Annotated in this window: 20 protein-coding genes; 13 read left to right on the forward strand and 7 right to left on the reverse strand. The window is 67.4% G+C overall.

Translation table 11 applies throughout. The annotated features are described in order from the left end of the window. Positions 1–11: 11 nt before the first annotated feature. Both ACE3RQ_RS17300 and ACE3RQ_RS17305 read right to left on the reverse strand, forming a co-directional pair. Complete coding sequence (locus ACE3RQ_RS17300) at positions 12–1,487, reverse strand: glutamine synthetase family protein (RefSeq protein ID WP_374523317.1); 1,476 nt, start codon at positions 1,485–1,487, stop codon at positions 12–14. Continuing rightward, on the reverse strand, positions 1,484–2,863 hold the full coding sequence (locus ACE3RQ_RS17305) for a Rieske 2Fe-2S domain-containing protein (RefSeq protein ID WP_374523318.1): 1,380 nt from the start codon (positions 2,861–2,863) through the stop codon (positions 1,484–1,486). Before ACE3RQ_RS17305 ends, ACE3RQ_RS17300 begins: the two co-directional genes overlap by 4 nt. A 77-nt stretch (positions 2,864–2,940) precedes the next feature. Between ACE3RQ_RS17305 and ACE3RQ_RS17310 the strand changes: the two genes are divergently transcribed. The 4 genes from ACE3RQ_RS17310 (at position 2,941) to ACE3RQ_RS17325 (ending at position 7,353) form a co-directional block, all read left to right on the forward strand. After that, on the forward strand, positions 2,941–3,660 hold the full coding sequence (locus tag ACE3RQ_RS17310; RefSeq protein ID WP_374523319.1) for a GntR family transcriptional regulator: 720 nt from the start codon (positions 2,941–2,943) through the stop codon (positions 3,658–3,660). Between the two features lie 35 nt (positions 3,661–3,695). Further along, entirely contained in the window at positions 3,696–5,270 is a 1,575-nt protein-coding gene (locus ACE3RQ_RS17315) for a thymidine phosphorylase family protein (protein ID WP_374523320.1), read from the forward strand. A 2-nt stretch (positions 5,271–5,272) separates the two neighbouring features. Next, positions 5,273–6,166, forward strand: a complete 894-nt coding sequence (locus ACE3RQ_RS17320; protein WP_374523321.1) for a ribose-phosphate diphosphokinase — start codon at positions 5,273–5,275, stop codon at positions 6,164–6,166. An 83-nt stretch (positions 6,167–6,249) separates the two neighbouring features. After that, the gene (locus ACE3RQ_RS17325; RefSeq protein ID WP_374523322.1) at positions 6,250–7,353 is read left to right on the forward strand and encodes an alkene reductase; all 1,104 of its coding nucleotides are present in this window, start codon (positions 6,250–6,252) and stop codon (positions 7,351–7,353) included. 30 nt (positions 7,354–7,383) lie between these two features. On the opposite strand, the gene ACE3RQ_RS17330 is transcribed toward ACE3RQ_RS17325, so the two are convergent. Continuing rightward, positions 7,384–7,974 carry a hypothetical protein gene (locus ACE3RQ_RS17330; RefSeq protein ID WP_374523323.1) on the reverse strand — a complete coding sequence of 197 codons (591 nt, stop codon included), beginning with the start codon at positions 7,972–7,974 and terminating at the stop codon, positions 7,384–7,386. 23 nt (positions 7,975–7,997) lie between these two features. Beyond that, positions 7,998–8,573: a hypothetical protein gene (locus tag ACE3RQ_RS17335; RefSeq protein WP_374523324.1), complete on the reverse strand. Its 576-nt coding sequence runs from the start codon at positions 8,571–8,573 to the stop codon at positions 7,998–8,000. Between the two features lie 79 nt (positions 8,574–8,652). Here ACE3RQ_RS17335 and maiA point away from each other — a divergent pair, with 79 nt between their 5' ends. Together maiA and pgeF are read left to right on the forward strand one after the other, a co-directional pair. Beyond that, positions 8,653–9,297, forward strand: coding sequence for a maleylacetoacetate isomerase (maiA, locus tag ACE3RQ_RS17340; RefSeq protein WP_374523325.1), 645 nt, complete (start codon positions 8,653–8,655; stop codon positions 9,295–9,297). Then, positions 9,297–10,073, forward strand: coding sequence for a peptidoglycan editing factor PgeF (pgeF, locus tag ACE3RQ_RS17345; RefSeq protein ID WP_374523326.1), 777 nt, complete (start codon positions 9,297–9,299; stop codon positions 10,071–10,073). The genes maiA and pgeF overlap by 1 nt, the downstream gene beginning before the upstream one ends. Here the strand turns inward: pgeF and ACE3RQ_RS17350 are convergent. Further along, positions 9,993–10,289, reverse strand: coding sequence for a hypothetical protein (locus tag ACE3RQ_RS17350; protein WP_374523327.1), 297 nt, complete (start codon positions 10,287–10,289; stop codon positions 9,993–9,995). The two genes, pgeF and ACE3RQ_RS17350, sit on opposite strands and share 81 nt — an antisense overlap. Positions 10,290–10,417: 128 nt before the next feature. Between ACE3RQ_RS17350 and ACE3RQ_RS17355 the strand changes: the two genes are divergently transcribed. From ACE3RQ_RS17355 to dusA, 4 genes are all read left to right on the forward strand, one after another. Beyond that, entirely contained in the window at positions 10,418–12,247 is a 1,830-nt protein-coding gene (locus tag ACE3RQ_RS17355) for a PHA/PHB synthase family protein (protein WP_374523328.1), read from the forward strand. 140 nt (positions 12,248–12,387) lie between these two features. Next, on the forward strand, positions 12,388–13,566 hold the full coding sequence (locus ACE3RQ_RS17360) for an acetyl-CoA C-acetyltransferase (RefSeq protein WP_374523329.1): 1,179 nt from the start codon (positions 12,388–12,390) through the stop codon (positions 13,564–13,566). A gap of 51 nt (positions 13,567–13,617) precedes the next feature. Next, the gene (phbB, locus tag ACE3RQ_RS17365) at positions 13,618–14,355 is read left to right on the forward strand and encodes an acetoacetyl-CoA reductase (RefSeq protein ID WP_374523330.1); all 738 of its coding nucleotides are present in this window, start codon (positions 13,618–13,620) and stop codon (positions 14,353–14,355) included. A 72-nt stretch (positions 14,356–14,427) separates the two neighbouring features. Beyond that, on the forward strand, positions 14,428–15,441 hold the full coding sequence (dusA, locus tag ACE3RQ_RS17370; protein WP_374523331.1) for a tRNA dihydrouridine(20/20a) synthase DusA: 1,014 nt from the start codon (positions 14,428–14,430) through the stop codon (positions 15,439–15,441). A 15-nt stretch (positions 15,442–15,456) separates the two neighbouring features. Here the strand turns inward: dusA and ACE3RQ_RS17375 are convergent, their stop codons facing one another. Both ACE3RQ_RS17375 and ACE3RQ_RS17380 read right to left on the reverse strand, forming a co-directional pair. Further along, complete coding sequence (locus ACE3RQ_RS17375; protein WP_374523333.1) at positions 15,457–16,359, reverse strand: Dyp-type peroxidase; 903 nt, start codon at positions 16,357–16,359, stop codon at positions 15,457–15,459. 77 nt (positions 16,360–16,436) lie between these two features. Continuing rightward, positions 16,437–17,072: a GntR family transcriptional regulator gene (locus tag ACE3RQ_RS17380; protein WP_374523334.1), complete on the reverse strand. Its 636-nt coding sequence runs from the start codon at positions 17,070–17,072 to the stop codon at positions 16,437–16,439. A 110-nt stretch (positions 17,073–17,182) separates the two neighbouring features. Here ACE3RQ_RS17380 and scpA point away from each other — a divergent pair, with 110 nt between their 5' ends. The 3 genes from scpA to ACE3RQ_RS17395 form a co-directional block, all read left to right on the forward strand. Then, positions 17,183–19,339 carry a methylmalonyl-CoA mutase gene (scpA, locus tag ACE3RQ_RS17385; protein WP_374523335.1) on the forward strand — a complete coding sequence of 719 codons (2,157 nt, stop codon included), beginning with the start codon at positions 17,183–17,185 and terminating at the stop codon, positions 19,337–19,339. Beyond that, a complete protein-coding gene (gene meaB / locus ACE3RQ_RS17390) occupies positions 19,336–20,340 on the forward strand; it encodes a methylmalonyl Co-A mutase-associated GTPase MeaB (protein ID WP_374523336.1) in 1,005 nt (334 codons plus the stop codon). The genes scpA and meaB overlap by 4 nt, the downstream gene beginning before the upstream one ends. A gap of 18 nt (positions 20,341–20,358) precedes the next feature. Beyond that, a partial coding sequence (locus ACE3RQ_RS17395; RefSeq protein WP_374523337.1) for an acyl-CoA carboxylase subunit beta occupies positions 20,359–21,830 on the forward strand: 1,472 nt, incomplete at its 3' end.

Below are 21,830 nucleotides of genomic sequence, written 5' to 3' on the forward strand. Positions count from 1 at the left end.
AAAAAAGGAAATCAGAAACGGGCGAAGTACTCGCGGCGCTCGAAGTCGGTGCTGTCTTCGGCCTGGGCGTGGCGGTCAATCTCGGATTGCTTGATGCGCACGAAGCTGCGCACCAGGTCGCTGCCCAGGCCCTTGCACAGCGCCTCGTCGGCCTGCAGGGCGGCCAGGGCGGCGGGCAGGTTGCCCGGGATTTTCTCGGCGCCAGGGGCATAGGGCGCCTCGCTGCCCGGGGGTGGCGTGAGCTGGCGGCGCACGCCGTCCAGACCGGCGTGAATCTGCGACGCCATGTAGAGGTAGGGGTTGGCCGAGGGCTCGCCCAGGCGGTTTTCAATGCGCGTGGCGCGGTCACCCGCCCCACCCACCACCCGCAGCAGCGCGCCGCGGTTGTCGCGGCCCCACAGCACCGACTGCGGCGCCAGCGCGTTGGGCCGGAAGCGGCCAAAGCCGTTCACGGTGGGAGTGCACAGCGGCGTCATGCCATGGGCGTGGGCCAGCAGGCCGGCCAGCCACTGCGAGCCCAGCGCCGACAAGGTGTGCTGCGCGTCTTGCGGCGCGCTGCCGGGGGCTGGCGCCTCGCGCACGAAGGCGTTGCGGCCGCTGGCCAGATCGACCACCGACTGGTGCAGGTGCCAGCCGCTGGACATGATGTTCGGGAACGGCGGGCGGCACATGAAGGTGGCGTGGTAGCCCGCGCGGCGCAGCGCCTGGCGCACGCCGTTGCGAAACAGCACCATGTGGTCGGCCGCGCGCAGGGCGTCGGTGGCGTCAAACACCGCCTCCACCTGGCTCGGGCCAAGCTCGATCTCCAGCGACTGCAGCGGCAGGCCCAGGGCCTGGGCCGTGCGCTGCACGATGCCCAGCGCCTCGTCGGCCATGTCGCCCATGGCCTCGGCCTGCAACTGATAGCCCGGGTGCACCATGGCCACCGAGGGCGGCAGGCCCGGCCAGGCGGCCAGCATCGGGTCAAGCTGGGGCGAGGTGTCGGTGATCTTGTAGACGTGGAATTCCACCTCCAGCCCGGTGACGAAGCCGTGGCCGGTGGCGGCCAGCTCGGCCAGGGCCTGCTGCAGCACGCGCCGCGTGTCCAGCGCCACGGGCGTGCCGTCCAGGAACCAGGGCTGGCAGCGCAGCCAGCCGGTGCCGGGGCTCCAGGGCAGCGCCACGAAGCTGTCCGGGTCGGGCAGCAGCATCAGGTTGGACGCCCCGGCAAAGCCGGGCAGGTCGTCGATGCCACCGGGCTCGAACACCTTCCAGGCGGTGCGGTCGGCTGTGTCTTTCAGGGCCAGGGTGCCCACCATGCCCACGCCGTCGCGCAGGGCCTTGATGGCGGCACCCGCCATCAGCGTCTTGGCGCGCAACTGGCCGTGCACGTCGCACCAGCCCATGCGCACGCGCTCGATGCCGCTGGCCTCGATCTGGCGTGCCACGCGCTCGCAGGCGGCCTGGCGATCGGGCGTGTGCACGCCGCAAAGGTCGGCAAAGCTCATGCGGTTTCGCCTTCTGCGCGCTGGCTGTCCTGGGCGCTCCACGAGGCGGCCTCGCGGCGCTCTTGCACCGCGCGTTGCCACCAGCTGTCCCACTGGCCGGCCGGCGCCATGCCGTCCACTGTGTCGGGGCCGCTGATCTGATCGTGCAGTTCGGGGTTGGCAATGCCGGGGGCGGTGCCGCCCTGGGCCACGGTCTCCATGGCCTCTTGAAGCAGGCGGCGGTGGGCCATGATCACCTTGTCGGTGGTGCCCAGGTGCTCGCGGGTGCGGTCTTGGATGGCGCCCATGCCTTCGCAAGCCCACTGGTCGTGCACGTTGATGTCTTCCTCGCCCATGCCCAGGTAGGTGCGGCTTTGCTGCTCGTCGATGTCAAAGCCCCAGTCGTTGTGGCGGCCCATTTTCGGGATGTAGTTGGGCAGGGTCACGCCGGCCAGGCGCTGGTTGCGCATGGCGGTCTTGTCCACCGGGTCGGCGAAGCTGGTGAAGAAGGCAAACCAGTAGTTGTGGGTGTCGTCCACCGGCACGTGCATCTGGGTGATGGTCATGGTCTCCGACAGCGGGATCACGAAGGTCTGCGGGAACACGGCGTGCGTCACGCGCACGTGGGTGAGGGTGTCGCTCACGTGGCGCAGCGCGGTCAGGCGCAGGCCGTGCGGCTGCTGCACGTAAGAAATCTCGGGCTGGCCGAACTCGCGCATCACGCGCGTCATGGGCCAGCGCTCGCCGTCCACGTCGCCGGCGCTGGCGCCGCGGAACTGCTTGCCGTAGCTGTCTTCCAACGAACCGTCGGCGAAGAAGCGGTGCAGGTACGAGGTGTGGGCCGGGTCAATGCCCACCTCCAGCGACTGCAGCCAGTTGCAGTGCCACAGGCCCTTGAAGGCGAAGCTGTGGCTGGCCGGGGCCTCAAAGGCGTCCAGCTTGGGCATGGGCGGGGGCGTCTGGCCTTCGGGGCCGAACCAGCCGAATACCACGCCGGCGCGCACCTGCACCGGGTAGCTGCGTTGTTTGATGCGGGTGCACAGCGTGCTGCCCTTGGGTTCGGCCGGGGTTTCCAGGCACTGGCCGCTGGCGTCGAACTTCCAGCCATGGAAGGGGCAGCGCACGCCGTCGCCTTCGTGGCGGGCAAAGGCCAGGTCGGCGCCGCGGTGCGGGCAGTCGCGGTCCAGCAGGCCCCACTGGCCGTTGTCGTCGCGGAACAGAATGAAGTTCTGCCCCAGCACGCGCACCGCCTTCAGCGGGCGCTTGGCCATGCGCGGGTCCAGCGCCGGGTCGAACTCGTCGAGCAGCGCCACCGGTTGCCAGTAGCGGCGCAGCAGCTCGCCGCCAGGGGTGCCCGGGCCCACCTGGGTGAGGCGTTGGTTGAGTTCGGCTTTCATGGGGATCTCCGGTCTAATGTGGGGGATGGTGTGCAAACGGTATACCGTTTCTAAAAATCAGTGTACAGTTTTTCTCCATGAGCCTGCAAGAAACCGTTTTGATCCAACTCCGCGACCTGATCCTCAGTGGCGAATTCGAGCCCGGCCAGCGCCTGGCCGAGCAGCAACTGGCCGAGCGCCTGGGGGCGTCGCGCACGCCGGTGCGAACCGCGCTGATGACCCTGGAGCAAGAAGGCCTGGTGGAGGCCAACGACACCGGCAAGTACCTGGTGCGCCAGTTCACCGAGCAAGAGGTGCTGGACGCCATCGCCGTGCGCGGCCACCTGGAGGGCATGGCCGCGCGCCTGGTGGCCGAGCACGGCGTGTCGCGCCAGTTGCAGGCCGACCTGCAGGCCACGCTGGACGAGGGCGACCGCCTGCTGGCCGACAACCCGCTCACCATGGAAAGCTACGCCGCCTACGCGCTGATGAACGACCGCTTTCACGCGCTCATCCTGCAGGCCAGCGGCAACCGCGCCCTGCAACGCGCCGTGGCCTTGAACGACAAACTGCCCTTCGCGCCGGCTTCGGCCATGTTGCCCATGCAGGGGTCGGTGTCGCTCGACCGCGACTGGATGCTCTACGCCCACCGCCAGCACCACATGCTGTTTGACGCACTGCGCCGAGGCGAAGGCGCGCGCGCTCAGGCGCTGGCGCAAGAGCACACCGAGGTGGCGCGCCTGAACATGCGCCTGGCGCTGGAGCGCCGCGCCGAGTCCGAGCGCTTCATGCCGGTGATCAAGCTGGTGGTGGGGTGACAGAGTCGGTGAACCCTGGGGTGTATCGTCACGCCATGGTTCAAGCGACAGACATTTCCCCATCCCGTGCCCCTGAGGGCCTGGTCATCAAGCGGGTGGCCATCGACACCTACCGCGAGAACGTGGCCTACCTGCACCGCGACTGCGCGGTGGTGCGCGCCGAAGGTTTTCAGGCGCTCTCCAAGGTGGAGGTGCGGGCCAACGGCCGGCGCATCCTGGCCACGCTCAACGTGGTGGACGACACCGCCATCGTCGATTGCGGCCAGATCGGCGTGTCGGAAGACGCCTTTGCCCGCCTGGAAGTGGCCGACGGCCACCCGGCGCAGGTGTCGCAGGCCGAGCCGCCCGAGTCCATTCCGGCGCTGTTTCGCAAGATCAACGGCGAGCGGCTGAACCGCGAAGACTTCGCCGCCATCATTCGCGACATCGCCGGGCTGCGCTATTCCAAGATCGAACTCACCGCCTTCGTGGTGGCTTGCAACCGCAGCGAACTGGACCGCGAGGAAGTGGCCTTTCTCACCGAGGCCATGATCAACAGCGGCCGCCGGCTCGACTGGCGCGAAAGCCTGGTGGTGGACAAGCACTGCATCGGCGGCATTCCGGGCAACCGCACCACCATGCTGGTGGTGCCCATCGTGGCGGCCTACGGCCTGGTGTTTCCCAAAACGTCTTCGCGCGCCATCACCTCGCCGGCCGGCACGGCCGACACCATGGAGGTGCTGGCCAATGTGGAACTGCCGTTTGAGCGCATGCAGGAAATCGTGCGCCAGCACCGAGCCTGCATCGGCTGGGGCGGCACCGCCGAGCTCTCGCCCGCTGATGACGTGCTGATCTCGGTGGAGCGCCCGCTGTCGATTGATTCGCCGGGCCAGATGGTGGCCTCCATCCTCTCGAAAAAGATCGCCGCCGGCGCCAACCATCTGGTGCTGGACATTCCCATCGGCCCCACGGCCAAGGTGCGCTCCATGCCCGAGGCACAGCGCCTCAAGCGCTTGTTCGAGTTCGTGGCGCAGCGCCTGCACCTCTCGCTGGACGTGGTCATCACCGATGGCCGCCAGCCCGTGGGCCGTGGCGTGGGCCCGGTGCTGGAGGCACGCGACGTGATGCAGGTGCTGGAGAACGACCCGCGCGCCCCCGACGACCTGCGCCAGAAATCCCTGCACCTGGCCGGGCGCCTCATCGAGTGCAGCCCCGACGTGCGCGGCGGCGACGGCTTTCGCATCGCTCGCGACATCCTTGATTCCGGCCGCGCCCTGGCGGCCATGCAGGCCATCATCGCGGCGCAGGGCAGCAAAGGCTTTGACCACCACGCGCCCGACCTGGGCGAACTCACGCTGGACGTGACCGCCCCGCAGGCCGGCGTGGTCACCGGCATCGACAACCTGCAAATCGCCCACATTGCCCGCCTGGCCGGTGCGCCCAAGGTGCGCGGCGCGGGCGTTGACCTGGCCCGCAAGCTGGGCGAGCCGGTGCAGGCCGGCGACTTGCTTTACCGCGTGCACGCCCGCTACCCGGCCGACCTGGCCTTTGCCCGCCAGGCCTGCGAACGCGCCAGCGGCTACCGCATCGGCGTGGCCAGCGAAGTGCCCCACGTGTTCGTGGAGTTTTGAGCATGGCCGATCTCTTGCTGGCCTTCGACGACGAGGCCGACACCGCCCAGCGCGCCGCCCAGGCCGGTGGCCTGGCGTTCGCCACCATCAATCGCCATCGCTTTCCCGATGGCGAACTCAAGCTGCGCCTGCCAACCCACCTGCCCGAGCGCGTGGTGCTGTGGCGTGGGCTGCAGGCGCCGAACGAAAAACTGGTGGAGTTGCTGCTGGCCGCGCGCACGGCGCGCGCCCTGGGGGCTCGCCACCTCACCCTGGTGGCGCCCTACCTGGCCTACATGCGGCAGGACATGGCCTTCTCGCCCGGCGAAGCCGTGAGCCAGCGCATCGTGGGCGACTTTCTGGCCAGCCTCTTCGACGCCCTCGTCACGGTGGACCCGCACCTGCACCGAGTGGCCACGCTGCAAGAGGCGGTGCCGGTGCGCGACGCCCAACTCATCAGCGGCGCGCCGCTGCTGGCCGAGCACATTGCCGGCCAAGGGCGCGAGGTGCTGTTGATCGGGCCCGACGAAGAGGCCCTGCAGTGGGTGGCCCAGGCCGCCCAACCGCGCGGCTGGGCCTATGCCGTGTGCCACAAAAAGCGCAACGGCGACCGCAATGTGGACATTGCCTTGCCCGATGTGCCGGTGCAGGGCAGGGCGGTAGTGCTCATCGACGACGTGGCCAGCTCTGGCCACACCCTGGCCCGTGCCGCCGAGCTGCTGCTGGCCGCCGGTGCCCGCTCGGTGGACGTGGCCGTGACGCATGCCCTGTTCGCCGAAGGCGCGCTGGCCCTGGTGCGCGGCGCTGGCGTTGGCGAGATCTGGAGCACCGACGCGATTGCGCACCCGTCAAACGCCGTCAGCATCGTCCCCGCGGTGGTCGGGGCTTTGCGGCGCATCAAGGCAGCGGGCCATTGAATTGCCCACAATTTGCCCGCCGCGTACCGGCCCCGGGCCGGCACGTGCCTCCGATTCGATAGCGTCAACCGAGAAAGGTTTGCATGACCACCCTGTTCGATCCCGTCACCGTGGGCGACATCGCCCTGAGCAACCGCGTCGTCATGGCGCCCCTCACCCGCAACCGCGCGCCAGGCGCCGTGCCCACGCCGCTCATGGCCACCTACTACCGCCAGCGCTCCAGCGCCGGCCTGCTCATCACCGAGGCCACCGCCATCAGCCAGCAGGGCCAGGGCTATGCCGACGTGCCGGGCCTCTACGCGCCCGAGCAAGTGGCGGGCTGGAAGCCCGTGACCGCCGCCGTGCACGAGGCCGGCGGCAAGATCGTCACCCAGCTCTGGCACGTGGGCCGCGTGTCGCACACCTCGCTGCAGCCCAACGGTGGCGCGCCAGTGGCGCCCTCGGCCATTGCGGCCAAGACCAAGACCGTGCTCCTTCAGGACGGCGTGCCCACCTTCGTGGAAACCTCCACCCCGCGCGCCCTGGAGACCAGCGAGCTGCCCGGCATCGTGGACGACTACCGCCGCGCCGCCAAGGCCGCCATCGAAGCCGGTTTTGATGGCGTGGAAATTCACGCCGCCAACGGCTACCTGATCGATCAATTCCTCAAGACCGGCAGCAACCAGCGCACCGACGCTTACGGCGGCTCCATCGAGAACCGCGCCCGCCTGCTGGTGGAGGTGGTGCAGGCTATCACCGAGGCCATTGGCGGTGGCCGCACCGGCATCCGCCTCTCGCCGGTCACGCCCGCCAACGACGTGGTCGATGCCGACCCGCAGCCGCTGTTTGACTACGTGGTGCGCCAGCTCGCCCGCTTCGGCCTGGCCTATGTGCACATCATCGAAGGCGCCACCGGCGGTGCCCGAGAGCTGGCCGACCGCCCCTTCGACTACGCCGCCCTCAAGGCCGTCTACCGCGCCGCAGGCGGGCAGGGCGCCTGGATGGTGAACAACGGCTACGACCTCGTCCTGGCCAACCAGGCCCTGGCCGATGGTGCCGATCTGGTGGCGTTTGGCCGTCCCTTTATCGCCAACCCCGATCTGGTCGAGCGACTCAAGCGCGGCGGCCCCTTCAACGAAGGCAACCGCGCCACCTACTACGGTGGTGGCGAGGCCGGCTACACGGACTACCCGGCCCTGGCGGCCTGAGCCGTGTCCTGAGCTGGGGTCCCTCCGGCCTCAGCGCAGATGCGGGTTGGCCAGCACGGCTTGTCGCAGCTGTTCCGACACCAGGGCTGCGGCACGGCGGCCCGCCAGGCCAAAGTCTTTGCGGAACTCCTCGAATTCGGCCGTGCCGGTGGCCTGCGCCCGCACCTGCGTGACGGCCTTTCCCTCGGCATCGGTCACGCTGCAGGAGAGCTCGATGTCGAACTTGGTTGGCGGCCAAGTGAAGATGGAGGGCGACTCCGACTGGGTGGCGATGGTGGGTGTGAACACATAGCTCACGCCGTAGTTCTTGATGGCCTCCCGGTCGCTCACCGCGTTGAGCACGAACACATCGGCATACACCGAGCGCAGCGCGTCGCGAATCGACTTTTCCAGGTCGCGGTAAGGAAAGTAGCTCACTTTGTCCCCGCCACCGCCAGGGGAGATCGCCTCCTTGGCTCGGTCTGCGTCTGTCATGACATAGGCCACCTTCTTGGGGTTGAGCCCGGCCTCGTTGCGCGCCGGTGTCTCCAGCGGTCCGATGCCGATGGGGTGGGCGCAGGCGGTCAGCAAGGCCACCAGCACGGTGGCGCCAGTCAGGCGCAAGACGTAAGAGAAGTTCATGTTGAGTCTCCGTGGGTCGGTGTTCAGGGTTGCAGCGCGGCGATAAAGGCCGCATCGGCGTACACAGTGCGCAGCAGGCGCCGCACCAGCGAGGGGTACTCGGCCTGGGCGCGTGGCACCGCCACATTGGCCGCCAGGTGCGATTCGTACTGGCCGCTGGCCGAGTAGGTCTTGTCCAGCCGGGTCCGGCCCGCGCGGGTGACGACCACGCGCAACTCGATGGTGCCCGTGCCCACGCTCAGGCCAGAAAAGTCAAAGTCGTTGCGCAGCAGCGTGGCCGAGAGTTGGGTGGGGGCTTGCGCGTCCAGCCGGCGCAACTCGGCCATGTCTTCCCGCATGGCCGCCTCGATGTAGCTGGCAAACGTGCCCTTGGCCGGTGCGAAGGGGGCGCCGCGCAGGGTGAGCACGTTCACTGGCGCGGCCGGGTCTTGTGGCGCAAACGGCTGTATAGCCACCGGCGCCAATCGCGCGGTTTTGAGCCGGTCCAGCGTGGGGTAGTCGGGGCTGTAGGCGGGCACCGCGAAGGTGGCGCAGCCACTCACGGTGATCGCCAGGGCCGTGCACAAGGCCAGCGCAAGCACTTTGCGGATTCGCGCCATGAATCGTCTCCTCGGGTAAGGTAAATCATGCCTCTGTTGCGAAATGTAACGCCGCCCGAACGCTTTATCCTTCGACCCCATGAAGCTCTACAACTACTTCCGTTCTTCGGCCTCGTTTCGTGTGCGCATTGCCCTGAGCCTGAAGGGCCTGGGCTACGAATACGTGTCGGTTCACCTGGCCCGCGGCGACCACAAGCAGCAGCCCTTTGCCGACATCGCCGCCGAGGGCCTGGTGCCCCTGCTGGAGTTGAGCGACGGTACGCGCCTGACGCAGTCGATGGCCATCATCGAGTACCTCGACGAAGCGCACCCCGAGGGCGTCCGCCTGCTGCCGCCCGATGCCATGGGCCGTGCCCGGGTGCGCGCGCTGGCGCAAATCATTGCCTGCGAAATCCACCCCCTGAACAACCTGCGCGTGCTCAAGTACCTGGCGCGCGACCTCAAGGTGGACGAAGAGGCCAAGAACACCTGGTACCGCCACTGGGTGCGCACCGGCCTGGAGGCCTTCGAGCGCCAGCTCGCCGCCGGCCCCGCCAGCGCCTTCTGCCATGGCGACACCCCGACGCTGGCCGACTGCTGCCTGGTGCCGCAAATCTTCAACGCGCAGCGCTTCAACACCAACCTCGACGGCCTGCCGCGCACCATGGCCGTGTTCGAGCGCTGCATGGCCTTGCCGGCCTTCCAGCAGGCCCAGCCCTCGGCCTGCCCCGACGCCGAGGCCTAATGCCCGGCCCGCTCACGCCGCATCTGCTGCAGCCCGACTGGGCGGCGCCGGCCTCGGTGCGCGCCGTGTGCACCACCCGCCACGGCGGTGTGTCGGCCCCGCCCTTTGACACCCTGAACCTGGGCGATCACGTGCGGGATGACCCGGTCGCCGTGGCCACCAACCGCCAGCGCCTGGGCGAGGCACTCGCGCCGGCCCGCCCGGTGTTTTTGCGCCAGGTGCACGGCACCGACGTGATCACACTCGACGCCACCACGCCCGACGGGGCCCAGGCCGATGCCTGCGTCACCAGCGCACGCGGCGTGGCTTGCACCATCATGGTGGCCGACTGCCTGCCCGTGCTGTTCGCCCGGCACGACGGCCTGGCCGTGGGCGCGGCCCACGCCGGCTGGCGCGGCCTGGCCGCTGGCGTGCTGGAGGCCTCGGCCCGCTCACTGCAAGCGCAGGGTGGGGCAGGCGAATGGGTGGCATGGCTGGGCCCTTGCATCGGGCCAACGGCCTTTGAGGTGGGCCCCGAAGTGGTGCAGGCCATGGAAGCCGCCGACCCGGGCGCCAGTGCCTGCTTCCGTCCGCACACCGAAGGCAAGTGGCTGGCCGATCTGCCAGCGCTGGCCCGACGCCGCTTGCTGGCCGCTGGCGCGGCCTCGGTGCACGGCAACGACGGCACTCCCCAGTGGTGCACCGTCACCCAGGCATCACGGTTTTTCTCGCACCGCCGCGACGCCGCCCGTCTCGGCAGCACCGGGCGCCTGGCCGCCTGCGTCTGGCTGGCCTGAAGTTTGCTGAGCCTCTTGCGCCTGCTGGGCCTCGGCGGCCTTGATGGCGCGGCGCCGCTGTGGCGTGCCCATCAGGTACACCACGATGCTCAGGGGCACCAGGCCGTACAGCACAAAGGTCACGATGGCGCCCAGCACCGTGCCGTTGGGGCTGGCGGCTTCGGCCACTGCCATCATCAGCACCACATACATCCACGCGATGACCACCAGATACACGTTTGTTCCTCTTTTGGGCCGGCGTTGTCAGGCAATCGCAATACGGCTGTTCAATACTGCAGGCGAGCCGGCGCACCGCCCATCGTGACCGAGATAATAGGTCGACAACCATTCCGCAGGAGACAAGCATGGCATCTGGCAAACAAGGGCAACAACCGTGGCTGGAGGCCGCGCAGCAGTTCCAGCAACAGATGGTCCAGCAGTGGACCCAGCTGGCCCAGGCCTTTCCCGGTGCGGCGGCGGGTGCCGCCTCTCCCGCGGGCGACCCGATGGCTGCCTTCAAGGCCTTCATGGCCGGCCAGGGCGCAGCGGCAGGCAACACTGGCAACCCCTTCGGGATGCCACTGCCCGGCATGGCCGACCTGCTGCAGCAGGTCACCGGCCAGTCGGTCACCATCGACCCGGCCCGCCTGATCGAGATCCAGAAAAGCTACCTGGAAGAGGTCACCCGGCTGTGGACCCCAGGTGCCGCACCCCAGGCCTTGAGCGATCGCCGCTTCGCCTCCGAGGCCTGGACGGGCAATCCCCTGGCTTCCTTCACCGCGGCGCAATACCTGCTCAACGCCCGCACCCTGATGGCGCTGGCCGATGCGGTGCAGGGCGACGACAAGACCCGCAGCCGCGTGCGCTTCGCCGTGCAGCAGTGGATCGACGCCACCGCCCCCAGCAACTTCCTGGCCTTCAACGCCGACGCGCAAAAAAAAGCCATAGAAACCAAAGGCGAGAGCATCGCCAAGGGCATGGCCAACCTGCTGCACGACATGAAGCAGGGCCATGTGTCCATGACGGACGAGAGCGTGTTCGAGGTGGGGCGCAACGTGGCCACCACCGAGGGTGCGGTGGTGTTCGAGAACGAGTTGTTCCAGCTCATCGAATACAAGCCGCTCACCGCCAAGGTGTACGAGCGGCCCTTCCTGCTGGTGCCGCCCTGCATCAACAAGTTCTACATCCTGGACCTGCAGCCCGAGAACTCGCTCATTCGCTACTGCCTGGAGCAAGGCCACCGCACCTTTGTGGTGAGTTGGCGCAACCCCGACGAGTCGCTGGCCGGCAAGACCTGGGACGACTACATCGAGCACGCCGTGATGAGGGCGATCGCCGTCACGCAAGACATCACCGGCGCCGAGACCATCAACGCCCTGGGCTTTTGCGTGGGCGGCACCATGCTGGGCACGGCGCTGGCGGTGCACGCAGCGCGCGGCGAGCACCCGGTGCACAGCGCCACCTTCCTCACCACGCTGCTCGATTTCACCGACACCGGCATCCTGGATGTGTTCATCGACGAGGCCTTCGTGAAGTTCCGCGAGGCGCAGTTCGCCCAGGGCGGCCTGATGCCGGGGCGTGACCTGGCCACCACCTTCAGCTTCCTGCGCCCGAACGACCTGGTGTGGAACTACGTGGTGGGCAACTACCTCAAGGGGGAAACCCCGCCGCCCTTTGACCTGCTGTATTGGAATTCCGACAGCACCAACCTGCCGGGCCCGTACTACGCCTGGTACCTGCGCAACCTCTACCTGGAAAACCGCTACACCAAGCCTGGCACCGCCACGGTGTGCGGCGAGAAGATCGATTTCCGCCAGGTCACCCTGCCGGTCTACATCTACGGTTCTCGCGAAGACCACATCGTGCCCATCGCTGGCGCCTACGCCAGCACGCAGCTGCTGCCGGGCAAGAAGCGCTTCGTGATGGGGGCGTCGGGCCACATTGCCGGCGTGATCAACCCGGCCAGCAAGAACAAGCGCAGCCACTGGATCGGCCCTGCCAACCAGTTCCCGAAGTCGGTGGACCAGTGGATCGCCAGTGCCACCGAACACCCCGGCAGCTGGTGGACCGACTGGGCCGCTTGGCTCAAGCCACAGGCGGGCAAGCAGATCGCCGCGCCCAAGACCTATGGCAAGGGCAAGACCTACGCGGCGATCGAGCCCGCGCCCGGTCGCTACGTCAAAGCCAGAGCATGAAACACCCCCGCCGCGCTGCGCGCGACCCCCTCAAGGGGGCGACACCTGAGGCCCGGCGAAGCCGGTTCCTCGGTGTCTCTCGACGAAGTCACGACTGGCGTCACGCAACTGGATCGCATTGATTCCTCAAGGAGAAAACCATGGAAGACATCGTCATCGTTTCAGCCGCCCGCACCGCCGTGGGCAAGTTTGGCGGCTCGCTCGCCAAGACGCCCGCCACCGAGTTGGGCAGCATCGTGATCAAGGCCCTGCTGGAGCGCAGCGGCGTGCCGGCCGACGCCATTGGCGAGGTCATCATGGGCCAGGTGCTGGCCGCAGGCGTGGGCCAGAACCCGGCCCGACAGGCCATGATGAAAGCCGGTCTCGCCAAGGAGACCCCGGCGCTCACCATCAACGCCGTGTGTGGCTCGGGCCTGAAGGCCGTGATGCTGGCTGCCCAGGCCATCGCCTGGGGCGACAGCGAAATCGTCATCGCCGGTGGCCAGGAAAACATGAGCGCCAGCCCGCACGTGCTCAACGGCAGCCGCGACGGCCAGCGCATGGGCGACTGGAAGATGGTGGACACCATGATCGTGGACGGCCTGTGGGACGTCTACAACCAGTACCACATGGGCATCACCGCCGAAAACGTGGCCAAGGCCCACGGCATCACCCGCGACATGCAAGACGCCCTGGCCCTGGCCAGCCAGCAGAAGGCCGCCGCCGCGCAAGACGCCGGCAAGTTCAAGGGCGAGATCGTTGGCGTGCCCATTCCCCAGAAGAAGGGCGACCCCATCGTCTTCGACGCCGACGAGTACCTCAACCGCAAAACCAGCGCCGAGGCCCTGGCCGGTCTGCGCCCGGCCTTTGACAAGGCGGGTTCCGTCACCGCTGGCAACGCCAGCGGCATCAACGACGGCGCCGCCGCCGTGATGGTCATGACGGCCAAGAAGGCCGCCGCCCTGGGCCTGACGCCCCTGGCGCGCATCGCCGCCTTCGGCACCAGCGGCCTTGACCCGGCCACCATGGGCATGGGCCCGGTGCCCGCCACCCAGAAAGCCCTGGCCCGTGCCGGCTGGAAGACCAGCGACGTGGACCTGTTCGAATTGAACGAGGCCTTCGCTGCCCAGGCCTGCGCGGTGAACCGCGCGCTCGACATCGACCCGGCCAAGGTCAACGTGAACGGCGGTGCCATTGCCATCGGCCACCCCATCGGTGCTTCCGGTTGCCGCGTGCTGGTCACGCTGCTGCACGAAATGCAGCGCCGTGGTGCCAAAAAGGGCGTGGCCGCCCTGTGCATTGGTGGCGGGATGGGGGTTTCCCTCGCTGTGGAGCGTTGACAGGCCAGATACCATCAATTCACTCAAATTCAGACGAAAAGAAAGGTCAACATGAGCCAAAAAGTCGCCTACGTCACGGGGGGCATGGGGGGCATCGGCACCGCCATTTGCCAGCGCCTGCACAAAGAGGGTTTCAAGGTCATCGCGGGCTGCGGCCCGACGCGCGACTACCAGAAGTGGCTCGATGAGCAGAAGGCCCTGGGCTTTACCTTCTACGCCTCGGTCGGCAACGTGGCCGAGTGGGATTCCACCGTGGCCGCCTTCTCCAAGGCCAAGGCCGAACACGGCGTCATCGACGTGCTGGTGAACAATGCCGGCATCACCAAGGACCGCATGTTCCTGAAGATGACCAAGGATGACTGGGACGCGGTGATCAGCACCAACCTGAATTCCATGTTCAACGTGACCAAGCAGGTCGTGCCCGACATGGTGGAAAAAGGCTGGGGCCGCATCATCAACATCAGCTCGGTCAACGGCGAAAAAGGCCAGGCCGGCCAGACCAACTACTCGGCCGCTAAGGCCGGCATGCACGGCTTCTCCATGGCCCTGGCGCAAGAGCTGGCCACCAAGGGTGTGACGGTGAACACCGTGAGCCCGGGCTACATCGGCACCGACATGGTCAACGCCATTCGCCCCGATGTGCTGGAAAAGATCGTGGCCACCGTGCCCGTGAAGCGCCTGGGCAAGCCCAGCGAGATCGCCTCCATCATCGCCTGGCTGGCCAGCGATGAGGGCGGCTACGCCACCGGCGCCGACTTCTCGGTCAACGGCGGCCTGCACATGGGCTGATCGCGCCCACCCCGGCGTTCACCCACACCCCGCTTCGGCGGGGTTTTTTGTGCCCGCTGGGATAATCGGGCCATGCATTCCCCTTCTCAGGCCCTGTCCCCCTGGCGCCTGTCCGTCGCGCCCATGATGGACTGGACCGATCGCCACTGTCGCTACCTGCACCGGCTGCTGAGCCGGCACACCTTGCTCTACACCGAAATGGTGACCACGGGCGCGCTCATGCACGGGAGCGTGCAGCGGCACTTGCGTTTCAACGCCGAAGAGCACCCGGTGGCCCTGCAGCTGGGCGGCAGCGAGCCCGACGACCTGGCCCGCGCAGCCAAGCTGGGCGAAGAGTGGGGCTACGACGAGATCAACCTGAACTGCGGCTGCCCCAGTGAGCGGGTACAGCGCGGTGCCTTTGGCGCTTGCCTGATGGCCGAGCCCCGCACCGTGGCCGATGGCGTGAAGGCCATGCGCGACGTGGTGTCGATTCCGGTGACGGTGAAGCACCGCATTGGCATTGACAAGATCGAGAGCTACGACTTCGTGCGCGACTTCGTGGGCACGGTGGCCGAGGCCGGCTGCGAGGTGTTCATCGTGCACGCCCGCAATGCCTGGCTGCAGGGCCTGAGCCCGAAGGAAAACCGCGAGATCCCGCCCCTGCGCTACGACCTGGCCTACCGCCTCAAGCGCGATTTCCCGGCGCTCACCTTTGCGGTGAATGGCGGCATTGTGGGCAACGAGTCCATCGCCGAGCACCTGCGCCACGTGGACGGCGTGATGATCGGGCGCGACGCCTACTACCACCCCTGGCAGCTCACCACCTGGGATGAGGACTTCTTTGGCGAGGCGTCCAGCACCGTGACGCGCGAGTGGGTGGAAGACCAGATGGTGCGCTACATGGAGCGCGCCCATGCCGAAGACGGCTGCCCCTGGTACGCAATCGCGCGCCACATGCTGGGCCTGCGCCACGGCCTGCGCGGCGCGCGCAAGTGGCGCCAGGTGTGGAGCGACCACCGCCTCAAACCGCTGCCGCCGCGCGAGGTGTGGGCCATGGCCCAGGCCCACGTGGTGGACGAGCCCGAAGAAAGCCCGGCCGCCTGAGGCGCCGGGAGTCGGTTACAGGCCCACGGCGCTCAGGTCGATGTGCCCGCCGTGCACCGGCGGGCACCAGTAATAGGCGCCGGTCTCGGGCTCGGTGAAGGTGAACAGGGCATCAACGATGCCGTCTTCCGCGCCCGACATGCGGCGCAGCTGGGCCTCGAAAGCGTCGAACGATCGCCCGAAGGCGGCGAACACCAGGCCGCCTTCGTTGCCTTCTGCCCAGGGCATGGAGCGGCGCAGCACAAAGGCCTCGGGCTCGAAGCTCTCTTGCGCGGTGCGCTTCACGTGGGCGGAGTCGGGCGCGTCGTCCAGCTCTTCGTTGGTGTCGCGTTCCCGGCCGATGGTGTGGTCTTGCTGCTGGCGGGTCATGGCCTCAAAGCGGCTCATGTGGTGGCGCCAGCGCTGCACGGCCACGAAGCTGCTGCCTGCGGGGGCCGCTTCGCCTTCGCCCACCAGGGCCACGGCCGGGGCTTCCTCGGCATCGGGGTTTTCGGTGCCGTCTTCGTAGCCGGTGAGGTCTTTGTTGTGGTGGTGGCTGAAGGCGTCGGTGATGCGCTGCACGTCAAAGGCGGGCGCCAGCAGGGCTTCCAGGTGGCGGCTGCGCACCAGCAGGTCACCCCGGTCGCTGCCGCGCAGCCACAGCCACAGGTCAGCTGGTGTGGCGGGCAGCTTCACGCGCGCACCGTCGACGCCGCAGAAGGCCTTGAGGCCGGGCAGGGCAATGCCCAGCTCTCGCACCAGCGAATCGCCCAGTCCCACCACCAGGTGCTGGCCATCGGCTTGCCGCGCCAGTTCGCGCAGCACGGCCCGCGGGTCAGCGCCCACGCGAAGCTGGCAGGTGAGGTAGCGGGCTTGGGCGGGAATGCCTTGCAGGATGCCGGGTTGGGCGAGGGAGGCGAGGGTAGGGGCGGCTGGCATGGGCGAAAAGCGCAATGAAGTGGGCCAAATGGAATGGCACACAATTTACCAGCACGCCATGCTGGCGACGGCCCGGCTCAGGTGGCGGCTTCCAGGCCGCTGGCGAAGTGGTCGCGCATGCGCTGCGCGGCCGCTTCGGCCTGACGTGCGCGAATGGCCTGCATCACGGCGCGGTGCTCGGCCAGCGACTCTTCAATGCGCCCGGCCTTGAACAGCGAGTGGTGGCGGTTGAGCTTCATCACCTTGCGCAGGTCGCTCACCATCTGCTGGCGCCAGCGGTTGTCGGCCAGCTCCAGCAGGCGCAGGTGGAAGCGCTCGTTGATCTCGAAAAAGCGGTCGCGGTCTTGCGTGGCGCCTTCCAGTTCGTCGTGCAGGGCCTGCAGCTCGGCCAGGGCGGCGTCGCTGCCCGATTGCGCCACGACGGCCACGGCATCGGCTTCCAGCAGTGAGAGCAGGTGGTAGACGTCGATCAGGTCTTTCTCTGACACCTCGGTCACGTAGGCGCCACGCCGAACCTTCATGGTGACCAGGCCTTCGGCGGCCAGCACCTTCAGCGCCTCGCGCAGCGGGGTGCGGCTGATGCCCAGTTCGTCGGCGATCTTGAGCTCGTCAATCCAGCTGCCGGGCTCCAGCTCGCGTTGGAAGATGCGCTGGCGCAGGCGCTCGGCAACTTCTTCGTACAGGGCGCGGGGCGCAAGGGAAACAGCAGACATGGACGGGCGCTCAGGGTGGGGCAAATCGGAAGTGACAGATATTCTGCATCAATAATTATGAATGATGTAAACTGCTGCGCGATTTCCCTGAGTCCATTCCATCGATTGCCATGAGCTCCAAACCGACCGAATTCGCCCCCGTATCCCTTGAGGCCTGGGCCAAGGCCGCCCAGAAATCCGCCCCCGGTGGCGATGTGTCGGCCCTGAACTGGACCACGCCCGACGGCATCGTCGTCAAGCCGCTCTACACCGCGGAAGACACCCAAGACCTGCCTTACGCCAACACCTTGCCGGGCTTCGAGCCTTTCATTCGCGGCCCGCAGGCCACCATGTACGCGGTGCGTCCCTGGACGATTCGCCAGTACGCGGGCTTCTCCACCGCCGAGGAAAGCAACGCCTTCTACCGCAAGGCACTGGCCGCCGGTGGCCAGGGCGTGAGCGTGGCCTTTGACCTGGCCACCCACCGTGGCTACGACAGCGACCACCCGCGCGTCACTGGTGACGTGGGCAAGGCCGGCGTGGCCATCGACAGCGTGGAGGACATGAAGATCCTGTTCGACGGCATTCCGCTGGACAAGGTCTCGGTGTCCATGACCATGAACGGCGCGGTGCTGCCGGTGCTGGCGGGCTACGTGGTGGCCGCCGAAGAGCAGGGCGTGTCGCAAGACAAGCTCAGCGGGACCATCCAGAACGACATCCTCAAGGAGTTCATGGTCCGCAACACCTACATCTACCCGCCCGAGCCGTCGATGAAGATCATCGGCGACATCATCGAGTACACGAGCAAGAACATGCCCAAGTTCAACTCGATCTCGATCTCGGGCTACCACATGCAGGAAGCCGGCGCCAACCAGGCGCTGGAGATGGCCTTCACCCTGGCCGACGGCAAGGAGTACGTGAAGACCGCCATCGCCAAGGGCATGGACGTGGACGACTTCGCGGGTCGCCTCTCGTTCTTCTGGGCGGTGGGCATGAACTTCTACCTGGAGATCGCCAAGATGCGCGCCGCCCGCCTGCTGTGGACGCGCATCATGAAGGGCTTCAACGCCAAGAACCCCAAGAGCCTGATGCTGCGCACGCACAGCCAGACCTCGGGCTGGTCGCTGACCGAGCAGGACCCGTACAACAACGTGGTGCGCACCACCATCGAGGCCATGGCGGCCGTGTTCGGTGGCACGCAGAGCCTGCACACCAACAGCTTTGACGAGGCCATCGCGCTGCCTACTGAGTTCAGCGCCCGCATCGCGCGCAACACGCAGCTCATCATTCAGGAAGAGACGCACATCACCAACGTCATCGACCCCTGGGCCGGCAGCTACATGATGGAGAAGCTCACCCAGGACATGGCCGACGCCGCCTGGAAGATCATCGAAGAGGTCGATGCCATGGGCGGCATGACCAAGGCAGTGGACAGCGGCTGGGCCAAGCTCAAGATCGAGGCGGCAGCGGCCGAGAAGCAGGCCCGCATCGACAGTGGCCAAGACGTGATCGTGGGCGTCAACAAGTACAAGCTCAAGCAGGAAGACGCCATCGACATCCTGGAGGTGGACAACGTGAAGGTTCGCGAGAGCCAGATCGCCCGCCTGCAGGCCATCAAGGCCAAGCGCGATGCTGCCGCGGTGCAGGCCGCGCTGGACGCACTCACCGCCGCCGCCGAAAGCGGCCAGGGCAACCTGCTGGATCTCTCGATCAAGGCCATTCGCCTGCGCGCCACCGTGGGCGAGGTGAGCGACGCGCTGGAAAAGGTTTTCGGGCGCCACCGCGCCGACACGCAAAAGGTGACCGGTGTGTACGCAGCCGCTTATGACTCGGCCGAGGGCTGGGAACAACTCAAGCAAGAGATCAGCGCCTTTGCCGACGCCCAGGGCCGCCGCCCGCGCGTGATGATCGCCAAGCTCGGCCAGGACGGCCACGACCGGGGCGCCAAGGTGGTGGCCACGGCCTTTGCCGACCTGGGCTTTGACGTGGACATGGGCCCGCTGTTCCAGACCCCCGAGGAGTGCGCCCGCCAGGCCATCGAGAACGACGTGCACGCCGTGGGCGTGAGCACGCTGGCCGCCGGCCACAAGACCCTGGTGCCCGCCATCATTGCCGAGCTGAAGAAGCAGGGCGCCGACGACATCATCGTGTTCGTGGGCGGCGTGATTCCGCGCCAGGACTACGACTTTCTGTACGAGGCCGGTGTGAAGGGCGTCTACGGCCCCGGCACCCCGATTCCCGCCAGCGCCAAGGACGTGCTGGAGCAGATCAAGAAGGCGGTGGCGTGACGCCGCAGGCGCTTTTCGAGGGCATCGTGAAAGGCGGTGCCGCCCAGCAGCGCCGCGCCATGGCCAAGGCCATCACGCTGCTGGAGTCCACCCGCACCGACCACCGCGCGCAGGGCGATGAGTTGCTCACGTCCTTGCTGCCGCACACGGGCGGTTCGCTTCGCCTGGGCATCAGCGGTGTGCCGGGCGTGGGCAAGAGCACCTTCATCGAGGCCCTCGGCCTGTACCTCATCGGTCAGGGCCACCGCGTGGCGGTGCTGGCCATTGACCCGTCGTCCACCGTGTCGGGCGGCTCCATCCTGGGCGACAAGACCCGCATGGAGCACCTGTCGGTGAACGAGCGCGCCTACATCCGCCCCAGCCCGAGCAGCGGCACCCTGGGTGGCGTGGCCGAAAAAACCCGTGAGGCCATGCTGGTGTGCGAGGCAGCGGGTTACGACGTGGTCATCGTCGAAACCGTGGGCGTGGGCCAGAGCGAGACGGCCGTGAGCGGCATGACCGATATGTTCGTGCTGCTGCAACTGCCCAACGCGGGCGACGACTTGCAGGCCATCAAGAAAGGCGTGATGGAGCTGGCCGACCTGGTGGTCATCAACAAGGCCGACATCGACCCCGACGCCGCCACCCGCGCGCGCGCGCAGATCACGTCTTCGCTGCGCCTGCTGGGCCTGCACGGCAACCCCGATCACATGCACCATGACCAGCACATCTGGCACCCCACGGTGATCCAGATCAGCGCGCTGCTGGGCCAGGGCGTGGACAGCTTCTGGGCCGAGGTCTCGCGCTTTCGCGAGCTGCAGACCGCCAACGGCCGCCTGGCCGCGCGGCGCCAGCAACAGGCCCGCGCCTGGATGTGGGAACGCATCGACGCCGGCCTCAAACAACGGTTTCGCGAGCACCCGTCGGTGCGCGCCAGCCTGGACGACACCACCCGGCGCGTGCTCGATGGCACCTTGCCGGCCTCTACCGCGGCGCGCCAACTGCTCGCCCTGTTTGACTGATTTTTCTGGAGCAACCCCATGCAAGACATCCTCGATGAACTGGAACGCAAGCGCGCCGCGGCGCGCCTGGGTGGCGGCGAGAAGCGCATTGCCGCGCAACACGCCAAAGGCAAGCTCACGGCGCGCGAGCGCCTGGAGGTGCTGCTGGACGAAGGCACGTTTGAAGAGTGGGACATGTTCGTCGAGCACCGCTGCGTGGACTTCGGCATGCAAGACCAGAAGATCCCCGGCGACGGCGTGGTCACCGGCTACGGCATGATCAACGGCCGCCTGGTGTTCGTCTTCAGCCAGGACTTCACCGTGTTTGGCGGTGCGCTGTCTGAGGCGCACGCCGAGAAGATCTGCAAGATCATGGACCAGGCCATGAAGGTGGGTGCACCGGTCATTGGCCTCAACGACTCGGGTGGTGCCCGCATCCAGGAAGGCGTGGCCTCGCTGGGCGGTTATGCCGACGTGTTCCAGCGCAACGTGCTGGCCAGTGGTGTGGTGCCGCAGATCAGCATGATCATGGGCCCCTCGGCCGGTGGCGCCGTGTACTCGCCCGCCATGACCGACTTCATCTTCATGGTGAAAGACTCGTCGTACATGTTCGTCACCGGCCCCGAGGTGGTGAAGACCGTGACCCACGAGGAAGTGACCGCCGAGGAACTGGGCGGTGCACTCACCCACACCACCAAGAGCGGCGTGGCCGACCTGGCCTTCGAGAACGACGTGGAAGCGCTGCTCATGCTGCGCCGCCTCTTCAACTACCTGCCGCTGAACAACAAAGAAAAGGCCCCGGTGCGCCCCAGCGGTGACCCGATCGACCGCGCCGAGCTGAGCCTGGACACCCTGGTGCCCGAGAACCCCAACAAGCCCTACGACATGAAGGAGCTGATCCTCAAGATCGTGGACGACGGGGACTTCTTCGAGCTGCAGCCCGAGTACGCCAAGAACATCCTGATCGGCTTTGCCCGCATGGATGGCCAGACCGTGGGCATCGTGGCCAACCAGCCGCTGGTGCTGGCCGGCTGCCTGGACATCAAGAGCTCCATCAAGGCCGCGCGCTTCGTGCGCTTCTGCGACGCCTTCAACATTCCCGTGGTCACCTTCGTGGACGTGCCCGGCTTCATGCCCGGCACCTCGCAAGAGTACGGCGGCATCATCAAGCACGGCGCCAAGCTGCTCTACGCCTACGCCGAGTGCACGGTGCCCAAGATCACGGTCATCACCCGCAAGGCCTATGGCGGTGCTTATGACGTGATGGCCTCCAAGCACCTGCGCGGTGACGTGAACTTCGCCTGGCCCAACGCCGAGATCGCGGTGATGGGCGCCAAGGGCGCGGTGGAGATCATCTTCCGCGAAGAAAAGAAAGACCCGGCCAAGCTGGCCCAGCGCGAGGCCGAGTACAAGGCCCGCTTCGCCAACCCCTTCGTGGCCGGCGCGCGCGGCTTCATTGACGACGTGATCCTGCCGCACGAGACGCGCAAGCGCATCTGCCGCTCGCTGGT

Origin of the sequence: Hydrogenophaga sp. (assembly GCF_041913525.1) — a bacterium.
Classification (GTDB): Bacteria; Pseudomonadota; Gammaproteobacteria; order Burkholderiales; family Burkholderiaceae_C; genus Hydrogenophaga.

Bases quoted from the DNA above. Each gene is read 5' to 3' on its own strand.
- ACE3RQ_RS17300 (WP_374523317.1), bottom strand. From the start codon at position 1,487: ATGAGCTTTGCCGACCTTTGCGGCGTGCACACGCCCGATCGCCAGGCC.
- ACE3RQ_RS17305 (WP_374523318.1), bottom strand. From the start codon at position 2,863: ATGAAAGCCGAACTCAACCAACGCCTCACCCAGGTGGGCCCGGGCACC.
- ACE3RQ_RS17310 (WP_374523319.1), top strand. From the start codon at position 2,941: ATGAGCCTGCAAGAAACCGTTTTGATCCAACTCCGCGACCTGATCCTC.
- ACE3RQ_RS17315 (WP_374523320.1), top strand. From the start codon at position 3,696: ATGGTTCAAGCGACAGACATTTCCCCATCCCGTGCCCCTGAGGGCCTG.
- ACE3RQ_RS17320 (WP_374523321.1), top strand. From the start codon at position 5,273: ATGGCCGATCTCTTGCTGGCCTTCGACGACGAGGCCGACACCGCCCAG.
- ACE3RQ_RS17325 (WP_374523322.1), top strand. From the start codon at position 6,250: ATGACCACCCTGTTCGATCCCGTCACCGTGGGCGACATCGCCCTGAGC.
- ACE3RQ_RS17330 (WP_374523323.1), bottom strand. From the start codon at position 7,974: ATGAACTTCTCTTACGTCTTGCGCCTGACTGGCGCCACCGTGCTGGTG.
- ACE3RQ_RS17335 (WP_374523324.1), bottom strand. From the start codon at position 8,573: ATGGCGCGAATCCGCAAAGTGCTTGCGCTGGCCTTGTGCACGGCCCTG.
- maiA (WP_374523325.1), top strand. From the start codon at position 8,653: ATGAAGCTCTACAACTACTTCCGTTCTTCGGCCTCGTTTCGTGTGCGC.
- pgeF (WP_374523326.1), top strand. From the start codon at position 9,297: ATGCCCGGCCCGCTCACGCCGCATCTGCTGCAGCCCGACTGGGCGGCG.
- ACE3RQ_RS17355 (WP_374523328.1), top strand. From the start codon at position 10,418: ATGGCATCTGGCAAACAAGGGCAACAACCGTGGCTGGAGGCCGCGCAG.
- ACE3RQ_RS17360 (WP_374523329.1), top strand. From the start codon at position 12,388: ATGGAAGACATCGTCATCGTTTCAGCCGCCCGCACCGCCGTGGGCAAG.
- phbB (WP_374523330.1), top strand. From the start codon at position 13,618: ATGAGCCAAAAAGTCGCCTACGTCACGGGGGGCATGGGGGGCATCGGC.
- dusA (WP_374523331.1), top strand. From the start codon at position 14,428: ATGCATTCCCCTTCTCAGGCCCTGTCCCCCTGGCGCCTGTCCGTCGCG.
- ACE3RQ_RS17375 (WP_374523333.1), bottom strand. From the start codon at position 16,359: ATGCCAGCCGCCCCTACCCTCGCCTCCCTCGCCCAACCCGGCATCCTG.
- ACE3RQ_RS17380 (WP_374523334.1), bottom strand. From the start codon at position 17,072: ATGTCTGCTGTTTCCCTTGCGCCCCGCGCCCTGTACGAAGAAGTTGCC.
- scpA (WP_374523335.1), top strand. From the start codon at position 17,183: ATGAGCTCCAAACCGACCGAATTCGCCCCCGTATCCCTTGAGGCCTGG.